General features: G+C 59.3%; 17 protein-coding genes. 9 read left to right on the top strand and 8 right to left on the bottom strand.

Annotated elements, in window-relative coordinates; translation table 11 throughout:
• Positions 1-204: an AlpA family transcriptional regulator gene (locus AB6K10_RS09475; RefSeq protein WP_082051397.1), complete on the top strand. Its 204-nt coding sequence runs from the start codon at positions 1-3 to the stop codon at positions 202-204.
• Here the strand turns inward: AB6K10_RS09475 and AB6K10_RS09470 are convergent.
• From AB6K10_RS09470 to AB6K10_RS09460, 3 genes are all read right to left on the bottom strand, one after another.
• Positions 155-1,369, bottom strand: a complete 1,215-nt coding sequence (locus tag AB6K10_RS09470; RefSeq protein ID WP_339118529.1) for a tyrosine-type recombinase/integrase — start codon at positions 1,367-1,369, stop codon at positions 155-157. The two genes, AB6K10_RS09475 and AB6K10_RS09470, sit on opposite strands and share 50 nt — an antisense overlap.
• A gap of 304 nt (positions 1,370-1,673) precedes the next feature.
• Positions 1,674-4,490: a formate dehydrogenase subunit alpha gene (gene fdhF / locus AB6K10_RS09465; protein WP_339118528.1), complete on the bottom strand. Its 2,817-nt coding sequence runs from the start codon at positions 4,488-4,490 to the stop codon at positions 1,674-1,676.
• Positions 4,487-6,226, bottom strand: a complete 1,740-nt coding sequence (locus AB6K10_RS09460) for an NAD(P)H-dependent oxidoreductase subunit E (protein ID WP_339118527.1) — start codon at positions 6,224-6,226, stop codon at positions 4,487-4,489. The genes fdhF and AB6K10_RS09460 overlap by 4 nt, the downstream gene beginning before the upstream one ends.
• A gap of 292 nt (positions 6,227-6,518) precedes the next feature.
• On the opposite strand from AB6K10_RS09460, the gene AB6K10_RS09455 reads away from it, so the two are divergent.
• Positions 6,519-7,436: a metal ABC transporter solute-binding protein, Zn/Mn family gene (locus AB6K10_RS09455; RefSeq protein ID WP_159341688.1), complete on the top strand. Its 918-nt coding sequence runs from the start codon at positions 6,519-6,521 to the stop codon at positions 7,434-7,436.
• A gap of 3 nt (positions 7,437-7,439) precedes the next feature.
• Here the strand turns inward: AB6K10_RS09455 and AB6K10_RS09450 are convergent, their stop codons facing one another.
• Positions 7,440-8,099 carry a phosphoglycolate phosphatase gene (locus tag AB6K10_RS09450; RefSeq protein ID WP_339119612.1) on the bottom strand — a complete coding sequence of 220 codons (660 nt, stop codon included), beginning with the start codon at positions 8,097-8,099 and terminating at the stop codon, positions 7,440-7,442.
• Positions 8,100-8,243: 144 nt separating this feature from the next.
• On the opposite strand from AB6K10_RS09450, the gene AB6K10_RS09445 reads away from it, so the two are divergent.
• Positions 8,244-9,542 carry an NAD(P)/FAD-dependent oxidoreductase gene (locus AB6K10_RS09445; protein ID WP_339118526.1) on the top strand — a complete coding sequence of 433 codons (1,299 nt, stop codon included), beginning with the start codon at positions 8,244-8,246 and terminating at the stop codon, positions 9,540-9,542.
• A 58-nt stretch (positions 9,543-9,600) separates the two neighbouring features.
• On the opposite strand, the gene rpe is transcribed toward AB6K10_RS09445, so the two are convergent.
• The gene (gene rpe / locus AB6K10_RS09440; RefSeq protein ID WP_339118525.1) at positions 9,601-10,299 is read right to left on the bottom strand and encodes a ribulose-phosphate 3-epimerase; all 699 of its coding nucleotides are present in this window, start codon (positions 10,297-10,299) and stop codon (positions 9,601-9,603) included.
• Positions 10,300-10,542: 243 nt separating this feature from the next.
• On the opposite strand from rpe, the gene cysP reads away from it, so the two are divergent.
• From cysP to AB6K10_RS09415, 5 genes are all read left to right on the top strand, one after another.
• Positions 10,543-11,580, top strand: a complete 1,038-nt coding sequence (cysP, locus tag AB6K10_RS09435; RefSeq protein ID WP_339118524.1) for a thiosulfate ABC transporter substrate-binding protein CysP — start codon at positions 10,543-10,545, stop codon at positions 11,578-11,580.
• Positions 11,581-11,589: 9 nt separating this feature from the next.
• Positions 11,590-12,444, top strand: coding sequence for a sulfate ABC transporter permease subunit CysT (gene cysT, locus AB6K10_RS09430; protein ID WP_159341683.1), 855 nt, complete (start codon positions 11,590-11,592; stop codon positions 12,442-12,444).
• Positions 12,444-13,271, top strand: coding sequence for a sulfate ABC transporter permease subunit CysW (cysW, locus tag AB6K10_RS09425; RefSeq protein WP_285262572.1), 828 nt, complete (start codon positions 12,444-12,446; stop codon positions 13,269-13,271). The genes cysT and cysW overlap by 1 nt, the downstream gene beginning before the upstream one ends.
• Positions 13,268-14,362 (top strand): sulfate/molybdate ABC transporter ATP-binding protein, encoded by a 1,095-nt coding sequence (locus AB6K10_RS09420; RefSeq protein ID WP_159341681.1) that lies wholly within the window; start codon positions 13,268-13,270, stop codon positions 14,360-14,362. The genes cysW and AB6K10_RS09420 overlap by 4 nt, the downstream gene beginning before the upstream one ends.
• A 110-nt stretch (positions 14,363-14,472) precedes the next feature.
• A complete protein-coding gene (locus AB6K10_RS09415; protein ID WP_159341680.1) occupies positions 14,473-15,066 on the top strand; it encodes a YajG family lipoprotein in 594 nt (197 codons plus the stop codon).
• Positions 15,067-15,086: 20 nt separating this feature from the next.
• Here the strand turns inward: AB6K10_RS09415 and AB6K10_RS09410 are convergent, their stop codons facing one another.
• The 3 genes from AB6K10_RS09410 to AB6K10_RS09400 all read right to left on the bottom strand — a co-directional run bounded on the left by AB6K10_RS09410 (position 15,087) and on the right by AB6K10_RS09400 (position 16,800).
• A complete protein-coding gene (locus AB6K10_RS09410) occupies positions 15,087-15,719 on the bottom strand; it encodes a thiopurine S-methyltransferase (protein WP_339118523.1) in 633 nt (210 codons plus the stop codon).
• 31 nt (positions 15,720-15,750) lie between these two features.
• Positions 15,751-16,386 carry a TIGR04211 family SH3 domain-containing protein gene (locus tag AB6K10_RS09405; RefSeq protein WP_159341678.1) on the bottom strand — a complete coding sequence of 212 codons (636 nt, stop codon included), beginning with the start codon at positions 16,384-16,386 and terminating at the stop codon, positions 15,751-15,753.
• An 84-nt stretch (positions 16,387-16,470) separates the two neighbouring features.
• Positions 16,471-16,800: a DUF1820 family protein gene (locus AB6K10_RS09400; protein WP_009100748.1), complete on the bottom strand. Its 330-nt coding sequence runs from the start codon at positions 16,798-16,800 to the stop codon at positions 16,471-16,473.
• A 208-nt stretch (positions 16,801-17,008) separates the two neighbouring features.
• On the opposite strand from AB6K10_RS09400, the gene AB6K10_RS09395 reads away from it, so the two are divergent.
• On the top strand, positions 17,009-18,232 hold the full coding sequence (locus AB6K10_RS09395; protein WP_285262575.1) for an acetyl-CoA carboxylase biotin carboxylase subunit family protein: 1,224 nt from the start codon (positions 17,009-17,011) through the stop codon (positions 18,230-18,232).
• Position 18,233 lies beyond the last annotated feature (1 nt).

The following is an 18,233-nucleotide window of genomic DNA, read 5'->3' as shown; positions in this document are numbered from 1 at the left end:
ATGGCGAAACTACTACCAATGAAGGCCGTTAGCGAGCGAGTGGGCTATAGCGAAAGCAAGCTATACGCCATGATTCGTGAAGGAGAGTTCCCGCCAGGGCGCAAGCTGGCCACTGGCGGTGTGCGGTGGCTGGAATCGGACGTTGATGAATGGATCATGCACGCATTCTCGCAGGCACCAGAGGCGCGTCTGCGCCTTGCATGAGCGCCTCAATGTAGTCGCTGTACCACTGCAACATTTCCCGCCGTTCTTTTAGATAGTCCGCATGGTTGTAAGCAGCGCGCACTTTGTCTCCGGGCATGTGCGCCAGCTGCTTTTCAATCAGATCCCCGCGCCAACCATGCTCATTCAGCAGTGTCGACGCGGTTGAACGAAAGCCATGGCCGCTAAACCTGCCCGCCCAGCCCATCCGCTCTAACGCCTTGTTGATAGTGGTTGCGCTTAACGGCTTGCCGGGATGCCGATAGGAGGGAAACATCAGGGGCATGTGCCCGGTGTAACCGTGCAACTCCTGCAACAGTGTCACCACCTGCTTTGATAGCGGCACCACATGCGGGCGCCGCATCTTCATGCGCTCAGCGGGAACCCGCCACTCTGCCCGCATGAAATCAACCTCTTCCCAGCGGCCTTGCCGAAGCTCTCCCGTTCTTAACATAGTGCGCATCAGTACGTGCATGGCAATGGCATTGATACGCCAGCCCCCGCGCGTATCTATCTGGTTAGCTAGCTCGGTGAGATCTTCGGCACTGAGTGATCTACTGTGCTGAACCGGCGGGCGCTGAACAGCCCCCTCAATGGGAGCGGCTGGGTCGTGGTCAGCACGTAATGTGCTAGCGGCATAGCGGTAGATCTGCGCCACCCACTGACGCACCAGCATGGCCACCGAAGGCGCGCCACGCGCTTCGATTTTTTGCACCAGGCGCAAAACGTCAGCAGGCGTTATCTGGCGAACATTCTTTGAGCCAAACGCTGGTCGCATTTCACGCTCAATGCCTTTTCGCACTTGTGACGCATAGTGATCGGTCCAGCGGGGAGAGTGCTTTTCCCACCACTCAATAGCAATGGCATCGAAAGAGTCCTCCTGACTGCGCTTTGATCGGTCGCGCTCTTCCTGCTGCAGCGCCTTAGGATCGATACCCTGAGCAGCATTATGTTTAACCTCGTCGCGCTGCTTTCGCGCTTCTTTGAGGGTCACTTGCGGGTACTGCCCGGGCGTGTAGAGGTTCTCTTTGCCGTGCAGAAAATAGCGGACGCGCCAGTACTTCTTACCACTGGGGCGAACGTCGAGATAAAGGCCATCACTATCAGGGATGCGGTAGGGCTTATCGGCAGGCGCGGCCTTGCGTGCTTTAGTATCTGAGATCGGCACCTGGGTAACGCTCTCGGCAAATGAGTGTACTGATAGTGTTACCCAGGATATTACCCAGGTCTAGGCCTAATTGCGGTGGAGTGTTATGGAGCGATATGCAGAGTTGGCGGGGCGTTACGGGAGGGAGTGCGCAGGCTGTGGAGTTATATACAGTACTATACAGTGTGATAGTGATTATCCAGCATCAACACCCGTTGCACTGCCTGCGCTTGCGCCATCGCCCCGCTTACTCCATCACATAAATAAAACCGCATAACCAGGATGATACCCCAACCGAGAGGCTCATTGCAGGGCTTGCCAGCGCTTAGGAAACTAAGGCTGGCTCTGCCTTGCTCAAGCGGCAAGCGGCGTACTTGAACTCGGGTATTTTGCCGTAGGGGTCCAGGGCCGGGTTGGTGAGCAGATTGGCGGCGGCCTCGGCGTAGGCAAACGGCACAAACACCACCCCATCGGGGATTTTGTCGTCCACTCTGGCGGTCAGCGTGATCGTTCCGCGCCGCGTGGTTATGGTGAGCTTCTCGCCCGGCACTACCCCCAGACGGTTGAGCTCGCCCGGTGAGAGGCTGGCGACCGCCTCTGGCTCTAGGGCGTCGAGCACCTGGGCACGCCGCGTCATGGAGCCCGTATGCCAATGCTCCAACTGGCGGCCCGTGGTCAGTACCGTGGGGTACTCGTCATCCACCGGCTCATCCGGCGGCAGTGGGCGCGTGGGGGCGAATTTAGCCAGCCCGCCAGCGCGCGGAAAGGCGTCGCTAAAGACCACGTCCTGGCCGGGGGCATCCTCGGCTGGGCAGGGGTATGTGACGGAGTTCTCCCGCGCTAGCCGCTCCCAGCTAATGTGATTGAACGAGTGCATGCCCTGCTGCATTTCGGCAAACACGTCTTGCGGGTGCTGATAGCGCCAGCCCAGCCCAAAGCGGTTAGCGATCTCTTGGATGATCCACCAATCCGGCTTAGCGTCTCCTGGCAGCGGTAATGCCGCCCTGCCCAGCTGTACTTGGCGGTTAGTGTTGGTCACGGTGCCGTCTTTTTCGGGCCACGCAGAGGCAGGCAGAATCACGTCGGCGAACTGAGCGGTTTCGGTGATAAAGAGATCCTGCACCACCAAATGCTCAAGCTTACCCAGCGCGGCGCGGGCGTGGGTAAGGTCCGGGTCAGACATCGCTGGGTTTTCACCCAAAATGTACATACCGCGCACCTCGCCTGCGTGAATCGCATTCATCACTTCCACCACCGTCAGCCCAGGCTCATCGCTCAGCGGCGTATTCCATAGCTCTTCAAACGCGGCGCGCAGCTGGCTATCGCCTACTGGCTGGTAGTCCGGCAGCACCATGGGAATCAGCCCCGCATCCGAGGCACCCTGCACGTTATTTTGACCGCGCAGCGGGTGCAGGCCTGTGCCGGAGCGACCGGTGTGACCGCAGGCCAGTGCCAAAGAGATCAAACAGCGGGCATTGTCGGTGCCGTGGGTGTGCTGGGAGATGCCCATCCCCCAGAAAATCATCGCTTTCTCGGCGTTGGCGTAGCGGCGCGCCACCTCACGAATAGTGTCGGGGGCTACGCCGCACAGCGCACTCATGGCGTCGGGTGTGCTGTGAGCCACGCTCTGCTTGAGCGCTTCAAAGCCTTCGGTGTGGGCGTCGATGTAGGCTTGGTTATACAGGCCTTCCGCGATGATCACGTGGAGCAGCGCGTTGAACAGCGATACATCCGCCCCCGGTGTAAAGCGCACGCTCATGGTTGCGTAAGCATCCAACGCCTGCCCGCGAGGGTCGAGAATAATGATCTCGGTGCCCTGCTTGGCTGCCTGCTTGAAGAATGTTGCCGCTACGGGGTGATTCACCGCCGGGTTGCAGCCGGTGAGAATCACCACATCGGCCTCCAGCGCCTGCATAAACGAAGCGGTCACCGCGCCTGAACCCAGGCACTCCATCAGCGCTGCGACGGAACTGGCATGGCAAAGCCGCGTGCAGTGGTCCACGTTATTGCTGCCAAAGCCGGTACGCACCAGCTTCTGGAACAGCCACGCCTCTTCGTTAGAGCACTTGGCGCTGCCAAAGCCCGCCAACACTTTGGGCCCTTGCGCCTGCTTAATCGCCATTAGGCCGCCCGCCGCGATTTCCAGCGCTTCGTCCCAGCTGGCTTCGCGGAAGTGGCTAAATGGATTGGCAGGGTCAAAGGTAGAGTCAAGCGCCTTGGGAATACCCGGTAAGCGTATCAGCGGCTTGGTCAGGCGTGTCGGGTGGCTCACGTAATCAAACCCAAACCGGCCTTTCACGCACAGGCGGTTCTGGTTAGCGGGGCCGTTGCGCCCTTCCACATAGGCCAGGGCATCGTCGTTAATATGGTACGTCAGCTGGCAGCCCACCCCGCAGTAGGGGCACACGGAATCCACCTGCCGCTGGCTTTGAGAATCGCCCTGACCTGCGGCATTGACCACGGTGGCAGGCATTAACGCCCCGGTGGGGCACGCTTGCACGCACTCGCCGCAGCCCACGCAGGTGCTCTGGCCCATCGGGTCGGCAAAATCGAATATCACGGTGGCGGCGGCGCCCCGCTGCGCCATGCCGATAACATCGTTACTCTGCACCTCGCGGCAGGCGCGCACGCACAGGTTACAGGTAATGCAGGCGTCCAAGTTAACGTGCATCGCCGGGTGGCTGGTATCTGACTGGCTCACCTTTGGCGCAGCCGCTGCATGGTTGACGGCTGCTTTGCGGCGTGGCGGCAGCCACGACTTAACGGCCGCTTCGTCGACCGCCAACTGGTCGGCTACTTCCCAGAAGTGGCTGGAGCGGTTAGGGCTTTGGGCGCGGCTGGGCTGGTCGGCCATCAGCAATTCTAATACCGTTTCACGCGCTTGTATGGCACGGGGCGAGTGGGCGCTGCGTACCACCATGCCGGGTTTGGCCTCGCGGATACAGCTTGCCGCTAGCACTCGCTCGCCTTCCACTTCCACCATACAGGCCCGGCAGTTGCCATCGGCGCGGTAGCCGGGGGCATCTTTAAAGCAGAGGTGGGGAATAGTCTCTCCAGCGCGCTTGGCCACCTGCCAAAGGGATTCTCCGGGGTAGGCAGTGACTTCTTGATCATCCAAGACAATAGTGAACGAAGCGGTCATGGTGCACTCCCTTCAGCGGCATCGCTGACGATAATCTGCTGCTGGGCGAGCGCAGGGCGGAAATCCTTGAGTAGCCCTAACATAGGGTTCGGTGCCGCTTGCCCTAGCCCACAAATCGAGGCGTCCTGCATCACCTGCGCCAGTCGAGTGAGCGCCTGCACATCCCATGTGGGTTGCTCTAACAAGCTGAGCATTTTCTCGGTGCCTACCCGGCAAGGCGTGCACTGCCCACAGGATTCATCGGCAAAAAAAGCCAGCAGGTTGGTGGCCACCGCTTGAAGATTGTCTTGCTCAGAGAGCACGATAATCGCCGCTGACCCAATAAAACTGCCGTGCGCCTGCAGCGTGTCAAAATCCAGCGGCACATCGGCTTTGCTGGCGGGCAGAATGCCACCCGAGGCGCCGCCGGGCAGATAAGCGGCCAGCGTATGCCCGTCTGCCATGCCGCCGGCATACTCCTCTATCAACTCGCGCAGCGTGATGCCTGCTGGCGCCAAGTACACGCCGGGCTTGTTCACTCGCCCTGAGACAGAAAAACTGCGTAAACCGCGCCTACCGTTGCGCCCATGCCCGGCAAACCACTCCGCCCCTTTGTGCCAAATGGCGGGAATCCAATAAACGGTTTCAACGTTATTGACCAGCGTGGGGCGGCCAAACAGCCCCTGCTGGGCTACGTAAGGCGGGCGGTGGCGCGGCTTGCCGGGCTTGCCTTCCAAGGATTCGATCAGCGCCGACTCCTCACCGCATATATAAGCGCCCGCGCCCCGGCGCATGATGATGAATCCAGACGCGACGATGCCCGACTGCTCAAGCTCTGCAATCGCTTCATGGAGCACGCGGTGCAGGCCGGGGTATTCGTCGCGCAGATAGATATAGAGCGCCTCGGCCTCTATCGCCCAAGCGCTAATCAGCGCGCCCTCAAGAAACTGATGCGGCGCGCGCTCTAAATAGTAGCGATCTTTAAACGTCCCCGGCTCGCCCTCATCAGCGTTAATCACGCAGTAGCGCGGCCCGGCGGCTTGGCGCACGGCCTGCCACTTTTTAGACGTGGGGAAGCCTGCGCCCCCCAAGCCTCGCAGGCCCGAGACTTCAAGCGCCTGCAGCACATCATCAATGCTGACCTTACCGCTGCGCACATGGGCCAGTAACTGGTAACCGCCAGCCTGCTGATAGGCGTCAAGCCGCTGCCACAAAATCGCTTCAGGGTGAAAGTGGCCGGTATCCACTACGGCCTCGACGCCTTCTGCGGTGGCATACAGCACATGGTGATGGCCCACCTCGGCCACCGGCGCGGTATCGCAGCGGCCCATGCAGGGCGCACGGATCACCCGTACACAGTCAGGATCGACGCGGGCTTCCAACGCTTTGTGTAGCGCACTGGCCCCCGCTAATTGGCAGGAAAGAGAATCACAGACACGAATCGTCGTATCCGGCGGCGGCGCTTGGTGGTCGTGCATCACATCGAAATGGGCATAGAACGTCGCCGTCTCGTACACCGCTGCCATAGGCAGGTTCATGTAGGCTGCTAGGGCACGCAGTTCCACGAGTGACAAATAGCCGTGAGCATCCTGAATGGCGTGTAAATGCTCTATCAGCAGGTCGCGACGTTTCAAGCGGGGCGTTTGGCGCTCATCGCCTAACAAATCGCGAAGCGCCGCCAGCGCCACAGGGGCCACATCGCGCCCTTTTGGGTAGCCGCGACGGCGGCGAGAAGACGTAACAGGTTGAGAGGTCATGACGCGCCATCCAGAGCAAGGCCAAAGAACGTTACAAATACCGCCGTCAAAGCCGCTATGCTCAGTGAAGCGTCCAAACGTTACGAAAGCGACTTGATGGGGCAGCCCGCCACGAGCGACGCCTGCGTTGACGGCTTTTTCATAGCATAGAGGTTAAGCGTCAGCGGGGAAACCATCGCGCCCTTCAGTCTCTTGCCACTTGCCACAGCAGCTCACCCAGCAGAGCAAAACTGGCAACGGGGCGCGACTCTCTTTATTATTTGCCGTCATTTTAATGAGTTAGGAGCGTGGCATGGATAAGCGAACCCCTTGGATCATCACGCTCTTGTTAGCAGCACTCCTCGCCTCCTCCCCAGCGCTCGCCGCGTCGTCGCTCAAGATCATTGCCTCTTTTTCAGTGATCGAGGACTTGGTCAAACGCGTTGCCGGTGACGACATCGCCATTACGACCATCGTACCGATTGGTGAAGACGTACACCGCTGGGAGCTTACCCCGCCTAACGTACTCGCCGTGGAAGAGGCCGATATCGTGTTCTATAACGGCCATGGGCTAGAGCCGTGGATTCGCCATGTCGAAGCGATGGCCAGTGACACGCTCACACTGATGGCCCTGGCCGAAACCGCCGATTACCCCACTCTGGCATTACAACAGGGCCAGCATAAGGGGCGTCCTGATCCGCATATGTGGATGGACCCTAAAGGCGCGGCGGCCTATCTCGATGTCATTACTCAAACGCTCAGCGTGCACTCGCCAGAGAAGGCCGCGGCCTTCCAAACCCGCGCAGCCGAAGCCAAAGAGGCGCTGGTGCTGCTCGACCAGCAACTCACCGAGCGTTTGGAAGGGATTCCTCAAACCAACCGCCTGCTCACCACGAGCGAAGCGGCACTGAGCTATTTCGCCCACGCTTATGGGTTTGAATTCGCTGCCATTTGGGGCATGAATAGCGAAACGATGGGCAGTGCGGATGCCATGGCTGCCATGAGCAAACGGCTCGCCGACAAGCGACCGCCCGCTCTCTTCTATGAGAGCACGACGCCCTATATCCACATGGATGCTCTGGCCCGTGAGACCGGCCTGACACTGGCAGGCCCGCTTTACGTGGATACGTTGAGCGAACCCGACGGCCCCGCTTATAACTACCCTGCCATGCTGCGCTACAACGCAGAGCTGCTGCACGAGGCCCTAGGGGGTGCCAGGGCCGGGGAGTAGCCGCTAGCTTACCAGCTCACGAAGCGAGGCCACGAGCAGGTCCGGGTGGCTCTGCTCGATGGGGTCGCCGTGGTTATAGCCATACGGCAGAGCCACGGTGGTGAAGCCCGCCGCCTTGCCCGCTGCGATATCGTGACGGGAATCCCCCACCATCACGCTCGCCGAAGGGGTAATGTCCAGCGTCTGGGCAACGTGCAGAAGCGGCAGCGGGCTGGGCTTTTTCTCGGCCAGCGAGTCGCCACCCACCGTCGACGTGAACAGCGAAAGCACGCCAAAGTGGCTTAAAATAGGCGCGATGAACCGCTCGGGTTTGTTGGTAATCAAGGCCAGCACAAAACCCGCTTCATGCAGCGCATGAAGCGCTTCAAAGGCACCGGGATAGGGTTGGGTTAACGCATTGGGGGCGGCCCCGTAATGGCGCATGAACGCGTCATAGGCGCTCTGCTGCAGCGCTGCCTCGGGAGGAGCACTAAGCGCCCAGGTCAGCGCTCGCTCCACCAGCACCTGCGCCCCATTGCCCACCCAGTCGCGCACCTGCGCTTCACTCGGTTGAGCCAGCCCCACGTCGTGCAGCGCCCGCTGTACGCCAACGGCCAAATCCGGTACCGAGTCGATTAACGTACCGTCTAGGTCAAAGGCAATTAACCGCTTTCCTTGCAACATGGTATGCACGAGCTGGCCTCACTGATGCGTCTAAGCTACTGGTTCACGATAATGTCGATTAATTCAGTCATCTTACCCGCTTAGACCTTCGTCATACACTGCAGAAAGTTCTATGCTGTGGCTATATTTGCCAAGGAGAGAGTAATGGCCATTCCCCGAATTGTGATTGTGGGCGGCGGTGCAGGCGGGCTAGCCCTTGCCACGCGTCTTGGGCATACATTGGGTAAGAAAAAGCGTGCCGAGATCGTCCTGCTCGACCGCAACGCCACCCACGTATGGAAACCGCTGCTGCACGAACTGGCCACCGGGGTGCTCAACTCCAGCATGGATGAAGTGGATTATCGTGGGCACTCCTCGGCCCACTACTACCGTTACCAGCGCGGTTCTCTCAACGGTTTGGATCGGGAACAGAAGGTCATTCACCTGGCCCCCATCGAAGACGAGGATGGCGTGGAGGTCCTGCCCGCCCGCCAGCTCACTTATGACTATTTAGTGCTGTCACTTGGCAGTATCTCGAATGATTTTGGTACCAAGGGGGTCGCAGAGCACTGCCACTTCATCGACTCCCCCCAGCAGGCCAAAGCCTTCCAGCGGGATATGATCAATACCTTCCTGCGCTATACCGACCCCAACCTGCGTCAGCACACCCAGCTCACCATTGGCATTGTCGGCGGCGGTGCGACGGGGGTGGAGCTTTCGGCGGAATTGTTAGACGCCTCGCGCCTGCTCAATGCCTATGGCGTCACGGCGGTCGATCACCAAACGATCAGCGTACACTTGATCGAAGCGGCCCCACGACTGCTGCCCGGTTTATCCGAACGTATCAGCCAGACCGTTCAACAGGAGTTGGAGAGCATGGGCGTCACCGTGCATGTCGGCACGGCGATTCAAGAAGCCCAGGAGTATCAGCTGGTCACAGGCGACGGAGAGGTGATTGAAACCGATCTCAACGTATGGGCGGCAGGGATCAAAGCGCCGCCGTTTTTGGCCGAGCTAGGCTTGAGCACCAACAAACGCAATCAGATCAACGTCAAGCAGACGCTGCAAAGCGTGGACGACCCGCATATTTTTGCGATGGGTGACTGCGCTTGCTGCCCCCAAGGCGATGAGGCCACGGTACCGCCGCGCGCTCAGGCCGCGCATCAGCAGGCCAAGCTATTGGCGAAGAACCTTGAGCGATGCCTGACCAAAAAGCCGTTGCAAGACTTCATCTACCACGACCACGGCTCGCTGGTATCGCTGGCCCGCTACGATGCGGTCGGGAACTTGATGCGCAGCTCGGCATCGCGGGGGCTGTTTTTGGAGGGCTGGTTGGCGCGCCAAGCCTACGCATCGCTCTACCGTATGCATCAACTCTCTATTCACGGTGCGCCAAAAACCGGGCTTGCCTGGCTGGTGGATAAATTGAACCGCTACCTCAAACCACGCATGAAACTTCACTAAGGACATGCAAAGGGCGGGGATCAGCCCGCCCCTCTTATGTCTTAGCGCGCCTTCCGTCTCAGCGAACCTTAGCGAGCGCCGCGCGCATCTGCTGAATCACGCTGTCGTAGTCGTGCGGGTCGCTTGCCTGATGGGCGTTAAAGATCGCTGAACCCGCTACAAAGGTATCGGCACCGGCGGCGGCGATATCCGCGATATTATCGACTTTGACGCCCCCATCGATCTCCAAGCGAATGGGCAAGCCCGAAGCGTCGATACGTGCCCGTGCCTCACGCAGCTTGTCCAGCGTACCGGGAATGAACGACTGGCCGCCAAAGCCGGGGTTGACGCTCATCAGCAACACCATATCGACTTTGTCCATCACATAATCAAGATACGAAAGCGGCGTTGCCGGGTTAAACACCAACCCCGCCTTACAACCACCGTCACGGATCAGCTGCAACGAGCGGTCGATATGCTCGGAGGCTTCTGGGTGGAAGGTGATGTAGCTGGCACCCGCCTCAATGAAATCGCTGATCATGCGATCCACCGGTTTCACCATCAGGTGCACATCGATCGGCGCCGTCACGCCATGATCGCGCAGCGCCTTACATACCATCGGCCCAATGGTCAGATTCGGTACGTAGTGGTTATCCATCACATCGAAATGCACCACATCGGCACCGGCCGCCAGCACGTTGTCGACCTCCTCGCCCAGCCGCGCAAAATTAGCGGAAAGTATCGACGGGGCAATCAAAAAATCCTGTGCAGCGCTCATGAAAGGGTCCTCGAGTAGGCGGAACGGGGAGAAAGAAACGGAGATAATCACGAGCGGGCCATCTTACCAGAGCCAACTCAGAAGCCCTATGCCCAGGGCCTCCCCAAGAAGTCCCCATCGCTTGTCTCGATATGCCCAGACATATTTCCAAATAGAATATAAAACACAATTGTAATTCCCCAATCCTAGGTTTAACCTTATCGGCATCGCGATGACATCGCCCTCAGCCTTAAGGAGTCTGCAATGACATTATCCTCTGCATTCCGTACCGGCCTTCGCCGCAGTCTATTGGCCGCTGCCGTGGGCACCGCCGTCTCTGGCATGACCTTTTCCAGTGCCGCTGTCGCCCAAGAGCGCGAGCTGCTGAACTCCTCCTACGACATCGCCCGCGAGCTATTCGCCGCGATCAACCCTGAGTTTCAGGCGTGGTGGGAAGAAGAGCATGGCGAAGAGATCGCTATCAGCCAGTCCCACGGTGGCTCCTCTGCCCAAGCGCGCGCCATCATGCAGGGCCTGCGTGCGGACGTAGTGACGTTTAACCAGGTTACCGACGTGCAGGTACTCGCCGATGCTGGCTTGGTGGCGGAAGATTGGCAGGATGCGTTTGAGAACAACGCGTCGCCCTACTACTCCACCACCGCGTTCCTGGTGCGTAAAGGCAACCCGAAAGGCATCGAGAGTTGGGACGACCTCGTCAAAGAGGACGTGCAGATGGTTTTCCCTAACCCGAAAACCTCCGGTAACGGCCGCTATACCTATCTTGCCGCCTGGGGTTTCGCCGAGAACGAGTTCGACGGCGATGAAGAGCAGATTCAAGACTTCATGCGCACGTTCCTGAGCAACGTGGCGGTGTTCGACACCGGCGGTCGCGGCGCGACCACCAGCTTTATCGAGCGCGGCATTGGTGACGTGCTAATCAGTTTCGAATCCGAAGTGAACAACATCCGCAGCGAATACGGCAGCGATGACTACGAAGTGGTCGTCCCGCCGGTAAGCATTCTGGCCGAGTTCCCGGTGGCCGTAGTGGGTGAGAACGCCGAGCGCAACGGCAACAGCGATTTAGCCCAAAGCTACTTGGAGTACCTCTACACCGAAGAGGCCCAGCGCCAATTGGCAGGCTTTAACTACCGCGTCCATAACGAGACGGTGGTCGAAGAGTTTGCCGACCAGTTCCCCGACACCGAGCTGTTCGAAGTCGAAAACGTGTTCGGTAGCTGGGAAGAAGCGATGGAGACCCACTTCGAAGGCGGGGCTCTACTCGATCAACTGCAACGTCGTTAACGGTATCCCATGAGCCAGTTAGCATTTTGGCGATCCGGCAGCACGCGCGTGCTGCCGGGTTTTGGTCTGTCGATGGGCATCAGCGTGCTGTTCATCTCGCTAGTATTGCTACTACCAATGACGGGCCTGTTTGGTCAGCTTTCCGAACTGAGCTTGGCCGAGTACCTTGCGATCATTACCGAGGGCCGCGTGGTCGCCAGTTACATGGTCACCATCGGCGCAGCGGCGGTGGCCGCGCTGGTGAATGCGGTGTTTGGCCTGCTACTGGCCTGGGTACTCGTGCGCTATGAGTTTCCTGGCAAGCGCCTGCTTGATGCCTTGATGGACCTCCCCTTCGCCCTGCCCACTGCCGTGGCTGGCATCACCCTGGCCACGCTCTATGCGGGTAATGGCTGGGTAGGCAGTATCATCGAGCCAATGGGGCTTCAGATCGCCTATACCTGGGTAGGGATTGCGCTGGCGATGGCTTTCACCAGTATTCCCTTCGTGGTGCGCACGGTGCAGCCGGTGCTGGAAGATTTGCCTGCCGAGGTGGACGAAGCCGCGATGTCCCTGGGCGCCACCGATGGCGTGGCGTTTCGCCGAGTGATTATGCCGCATCTATGGCCCGCGCTCGTCACCGGCACCGGGCTTGCCTTCGTGCGCTCACTAGGTGAGTTCGGCGCGATTATTTTTATCGCTGGCAACATGCCCTACGAAACCGAAATTACCGCGCTGATGATCTTCGTCAAACTGCAGGAGTATGACTACGCGGGGGCGTCTGCCATTGCCTCGGTGGTGCTGTTTGTCTCTCTGGCGCTGCTGCTCGCCATCAATATCTGGCAGGGCCGCTTTGTGCGTCGTCTGCATGGAGGGAAAGGATAATGCGCCGGATTGGTGATGCGCCTTTAATGCGGCGCTTATTAATTGGCGCAGCCCTACTGCTGTCTGCGCTATTTCTGCTGCTGCCGCTGGTGGCTATTTTTGCTCAGGCGTTCTCCCAAGGTGTGGCGGTGTTTTGGGAGAACGTGAGCAATACCTTCACCCTGCACGCGATTGGTCTCACGCTGGTCATCGCGTTAATGACCATCCCCATCTGCTTGGTGTTTGGCGTCGCGCTGGCGTGGCTGGTGACGCGCTTTAGCTTCCCTGGGCGGCGCATTCTGCAAACGCTGATTGATATTCCGTTTGCCGTTTCTCCCGTCGTGGCGGGCTTGATCTATCTACTGCTGTATGGCCGCAACGGCTGGATTGGCAGTTGGCTCGACACTCACGATATTCAGCTAATGTTCGCGTGGCCGGGCATTCTGATGGTCACCATCTTCGTCACCTGCCCGTTTGTGGCGCGTGAATTAATCCCGCTTATGCAGGCCCAAGGCTCACGGGAAGAAGAGGCCGCCGTAACGCTGGGCGCTTCCGGCTGGACGACGTTTTGGCGGGTCACACTACCCAACATCCGCTGGGCACTGCTCTACGGCATCATCCTCACCAACGCCCGAGCGGTGGGTGAATTTGGCGCGGTCTCGGTTGTCTCAGGGGCCATTCGTGGGCAAACCAATACGCTACCGCTGCATCTAGAGCAGCTCTATCAGGATTACAACGCCGTGGGCGCGTTCGCGAGCGCCGCCCTGCTGGCCCTGATTGCCCTGTTAACGCTTGCGGCCAAGGCAGGCCTGGAATGGCGCGCATCGCGCCGGGAGGCATTCTCATGAGTATCCGCTTACAGAATATTGCCAAGCACTTTGCCAACACCCAGGCGCTCGAACCGATCAACCTGGATATTCACGAAGGTGAATTAGTAGGTCTACTAGGCCCTTCCGGTTCGGGCAAAACCACCCTGCTGCGGATCATTGCCGGTTTGGAGAACGCCGACCGCTCTCCTCAGCCCGGCAAAATCCTGTTTGGCGACCGTGACGTGACCAACGTGCACGTTCGCGATCGGCGTATTGGCTTCGTGTTTCAGCACTACGCCCTGTTTCGCCATATGAGCGTTTACGACAACGTGGCGTTTGGCCTTACGGTGATGCCGAAGAAGCGCCGCCCCTCCAACGGCGAGATTCGGGCACGGGTGTTTAGACTGCTGGAAATGGTCCAGCTTGAGCACTTGGCGAACCGCCTGCCTGCGCAGCTCTCTGGCGGCCAGCAGCAGCGCGTATCGCTGGCTCGCGCGCTCGCCGTGGAACCTGACGTACTGCTGCTCGATGAGCCGTTTGGCGCGTTGGATGCCAAGGTGCGCCAGGATCTGCGCCGCTGGCTGCGCCGTCTGCACGACGAGCTGAACTTTACCAGCGTCTTCGTCACCCACGACCAAGAAGAAGCGCTGGAGCTGTCTGATCGCGTGGTGGTGATGAGCAACGGTCGCATCGAGCAAATCGACACGCCGGATACCCTTTACCGCGCGCCGAAGAACCGCTTTGTATTTGAGTTCTTGGGTGATGTGAACCACCTAGAGGGGCGCGTTCGCGATGGCGTCCTGACCTGCGGTGACGCGCACCTGAACGTCGACTTGCCCGATGGCGACGAAGAGCTGTTACTGCGCCCCCATGAGGTGCGTCTAGCGGAAGAGCCCAGCGCCGAGAGCCACCTGCCGGTGACGATTACCGCTATCTCCCCGGTCGGGGCCGAAGTGCGCGTAGAGCTCGAGGCCGACTGGCTGGCAAAACCTTGGCAAGCCACCGTGCGCCACGCCGACTTCGAGCGTTTACACATGCGCCGCGGGCAGCGCTTGTTCGCCCATCCACGCCAGTGGCACCGCTTCAAAGAGGACGCTAAAACGCCCGAGCAACAGGCGCGCGTGGCCTAGGCGCTGCTGGCTTCTCGCGTAAACACAGCGCTATACTGGGGCTTTCACCCTCAATGCCTTGTTACGACAGACATTTATCTCGTACAACCACGATGATTGCGGAGAGTTTTATGCGTCGGCGTCACTTTTTACGCGCGTCTGCTGCGCTGTTGGCCACCGTATTGCTGGCGGGCTGTGCCAGCCCTCAATACCTTCAGCTCAACCCTACGCGTAGCGCAAACGTGCCGCAAACCGGCTCTGGCCAGCAGGTCACCGTGGTGGCCGTCGATGCACGGCCGAGTGAAGTGATTGGTACCCGAGCGGGCGGCAGCATGTCGACGGCGCAAATCACCGTCAACAGCCATGAATTGATCCCACAACTGCAGGCCGAAGCAGAACGCGCTGCCAGAGACATGGGCTTTACACCCACGCGGGAAGCCGCCCAGGACCGCCCTAGCCTGACGCTGGAGCTGGCCAGCTTGCACTATGGGCGTGGGGATAGCGGGCAGCCACTGATCGACGAAGCGCGTATCGAAGGAGTGTTCCGCGCCATTGCGCAAAACCAGGGGACGACCTACACCGGCACGTATACCTCTCGCCGTACGCAGGGCTATGCGATCAAACCCGGTGAGGATGCCAATACGCGCATGCTCAATGACCTACTCAGCGATGGCTTGAACCGAGCGTTCAGCGACCCAGAACTAGGCCAGCTGCTCGCTCGTTGAGTTGCTCGCCAAGCGAGCCCTCATACCCGTGGCCCGCGGCGTTCCAGAGCCCACAGGCTCTCGCTGCGGCCACGGTCATCGGCAGGCAGATGGGCAAGCCGCTCGATGCGGAAATTAGGCGCCATCAGCCGTTCGATCTCCTCATCCGGCACGCTGAAAGGCGGCCCCGCGTCGCCAGCGTCATGGGTGAGGCCCACCAATAGCCCCTTCGCTCCTGGCGGAATCAGCTGAGCCAAATGAAAGGCGTAGCGCTCACGGGTCGCTGGCGGCAGCGCAATCAGCGAGGCCCGGTCATAGAACGCGCCCACTTCTGCCGCCTGTTGAATATGCAGATGAAAGAAATCACCGCACCATAGCTCGATGCTGCCCTGACGAGACACCTCGAACCCCGCTTGGCGATAGCGCGAAACGCCGCCGCTGCGCTGGGCCAGGAACTGTTCGATGGCCTCCGGCGCCAGCTCGATTCCTAGCACCGGATGCCCACGATCAGCAAGCCAGCGCATATCCAGGCTCTTACCGCAGAGCGGCACCAGTACTTTGGTCCCCTCTGCCACGCCAAGTGTAGGCCAGTGTTCGACCAGAGCCGGGTGCGCCTCCTCAAGGTTAAAGCCGATCCGCCCCTCTTGCCAACGCTGTCGCCAGGGATTCTCCATGAGCTACCTCTCGATGACTGGGAACTCGCGCTTAGAACCAGCGGTCCCGCTTTTTACGACGGCGCGGCAAATGCGGCACGATCAACCCCACCAGCAGGCCAGCGCCCGCCACACCGCCACCGTACATGAAGTAGCGCATCAGCAAGTCTTCCTCTTGCGTATCCAGACGGGCTTGCAACGCGCGCACCTGTTGGCGCGACTGTTCGGCTTCATTGTCCAGCTCGAGGTTACGGGCTTCCAAATCAGCGATGCGCTGCTCGCGGATGTCTAGCGTTTCGGTCATCGAGGAGACCCGCTGTTCCCAGCTTTCGTTGATACCGTCCAACTCTTGGGTCAGCTCGTCTACCTGAGCTTGCAGCTCGGGGAGCTGCTGGCGCGCGCTGGGCGTTTGCTGCAGCTCGTTGCTGAGTACCCACACGGTATCGCCACTGTTACTGCGAACGCGTGTGTAGTCACCGCTGGTGTCGAGCACTTCGACCTGCTCGCCTGCATTGAGCGTACCCACAATGCGATAGCCATCTGTCGGCCCGCTACGTACATAGGTGCTCAGCTCATCGCTGACCCAGGCTTGGCTATCGGATTGAGCCAGCGCTGCTTGGCTGCTCACGCTTAACAGCACGCCTATCGCGGCGGCGTAACAATTACTGCGAAATTTTTCTACTTGCATGACGTCATGTCCTGATCAAAAAACGCGCGTGGCCGACGAAGCCGCCGCGCGTGTCGCTCAAAGCGTTGCGCATGTCTTAGGCGCTTACCCTTCCCCGCGGGGCGGTAACGGGAAGGGACGAGGAAACTCTGCGACGCGGGCATCACTTTTCACGGCCTTTAGCGGGCCTTCACGCTCCACCTCGTCAATCCGCACAATGGCGTTCAACGGCAGGTAGCTACGCTTGACCCCCTCGAAGGTACGCTGCAGTTTTTCCGCTCCTGGATCCACCACCACCCGCGACGCATCGTCAAAGACAAACTCCTCGACTTCAATAAAGCCCCAGAGTTCGCTCTGAAATATCTCTCTGACGTATAAATCCCAAATTTCACCCTGCTGGTGAACCACCACACGGTAGATCGGCTTGGCCGCCATCTTGGCCTATTCCTCTTGCCACTTGAACGTATCGTTAAGCCGCAAGCCTACCATATTCGCGTGTTGCCCTTTAGCAGACATCGCCAAAGTGAACGAATTCCCCCTATTTTCGCTTCAGAAGCTGCTAATTAGCCCAGAATGGTTTGGGTCGTGTATGGTGAAGAGAGTATTTGGCAAGACCATTCATCACCCCAGAGGAGTCAACACCATGCAAAAGGATCCCAATAAGGGCTATATCGCCCTCTTAGGCTGGAGCCTCAATGCGATCGAAGCGGCGGAAAATTTTGACCGTCGATATATCGTGGTGGCACCCGACTGGGCGGAAGAGTACTGCCAAAAGCACGACATCCCCTATGTCCCCTGGAACTTCGAGCGTCTCAACGACCGCTCCATGGAGATCGCCGAGACGCTGAAAGAGAAAGGCGTCGACGTCGCGATCCCCCTGTTCGAAGAGACCGTGGAGTGGGCGGGCGCCATCAACTCGGTACTGCTGGACAACCCGCGTCTTTACGGACAATCGTTGCTCCTACGTGACAAAGCGCTGATGAAACGTCGCGCCCAGCTTGGCGGGATTCGCGTGGGCATTTTCGAAGAAGCCCATGACAAAGAGGACGTGATTCGCTTCCTCAAGCGGGTCAACCAGACGCTGCTGAAACTCGATGGCGACCCCAACGACCCGATTCACCTCAAAGCGTTTGATAAAGCGGGCTGCCTGGGCCACCGGGTCATTCGAACCCCTGACGAAGTCGATACCATCCCGGATGAAGAGTTTCCGGTGTTGATGGAGTCGCACCTGGACGGTTGGGAATTCGCCGTAGAGGCGTGGATTCATGACGGCAAAATCGCCTTCCTGAACATTTCCGAGTACGTCACGCTAGGCTACTCCGTCTTCGTACCTGCCTCTCCAGAACTGGAAAAATACCGTGAGCAGATCACCGCGCAGATCGAAAAACTGATCAAGGCGTTTGATATTGAGTTTGGCCTGATTCACCCCGAATACTTCGTCACCAGCGACGGCGAGATGTACTTTGGCGAAGTGGCCTACCGTCCGCCGGGCTTCAAGGTGTTCGAACTGCTGGAGCGGGTTTACGGCTTTAACGCTTACCAGGCGTCTATGCTGGTCTTCGATCCGAAAAGCACTAAAGAAGAAGTGGCTGAATTCTTCCCGAAAGAAATCGTCGATGCCGACGGCTTCGCGGGCTGCTTTGGGGTTTACCCGCGCCGCCGGGTCGTCAGCCGTCTGGAAATCCCGGAAGAGACGGAAGATCACCCGTACTTCGAGTCTCACGAACTGACACCACCGGTGGAAGAGACCGTCACGAAACGCACCGCCTTTGGTACGCATTGGGGGTTGATCTACTTTAAAGGCGACGATGCGCATACGATTCGCGATCTGCTCAAACGCCAAGAAGATCTCGACTTCTATGTATAAT

It is taken from the genome of Halomonas sp. BMC6 (assembly GCF_964204995.1).
Lineage (GTDB): Bacteria > Pseudomonadota > Gammaproteobacteria > Pseudomonadales > Halomonadaceae > Vreelandella.
The sequence above is the reverse complement of the archived record's forward strand: the minus strand, read 5'-3'. Positions and strand labels throughout refer to the sequence as shown.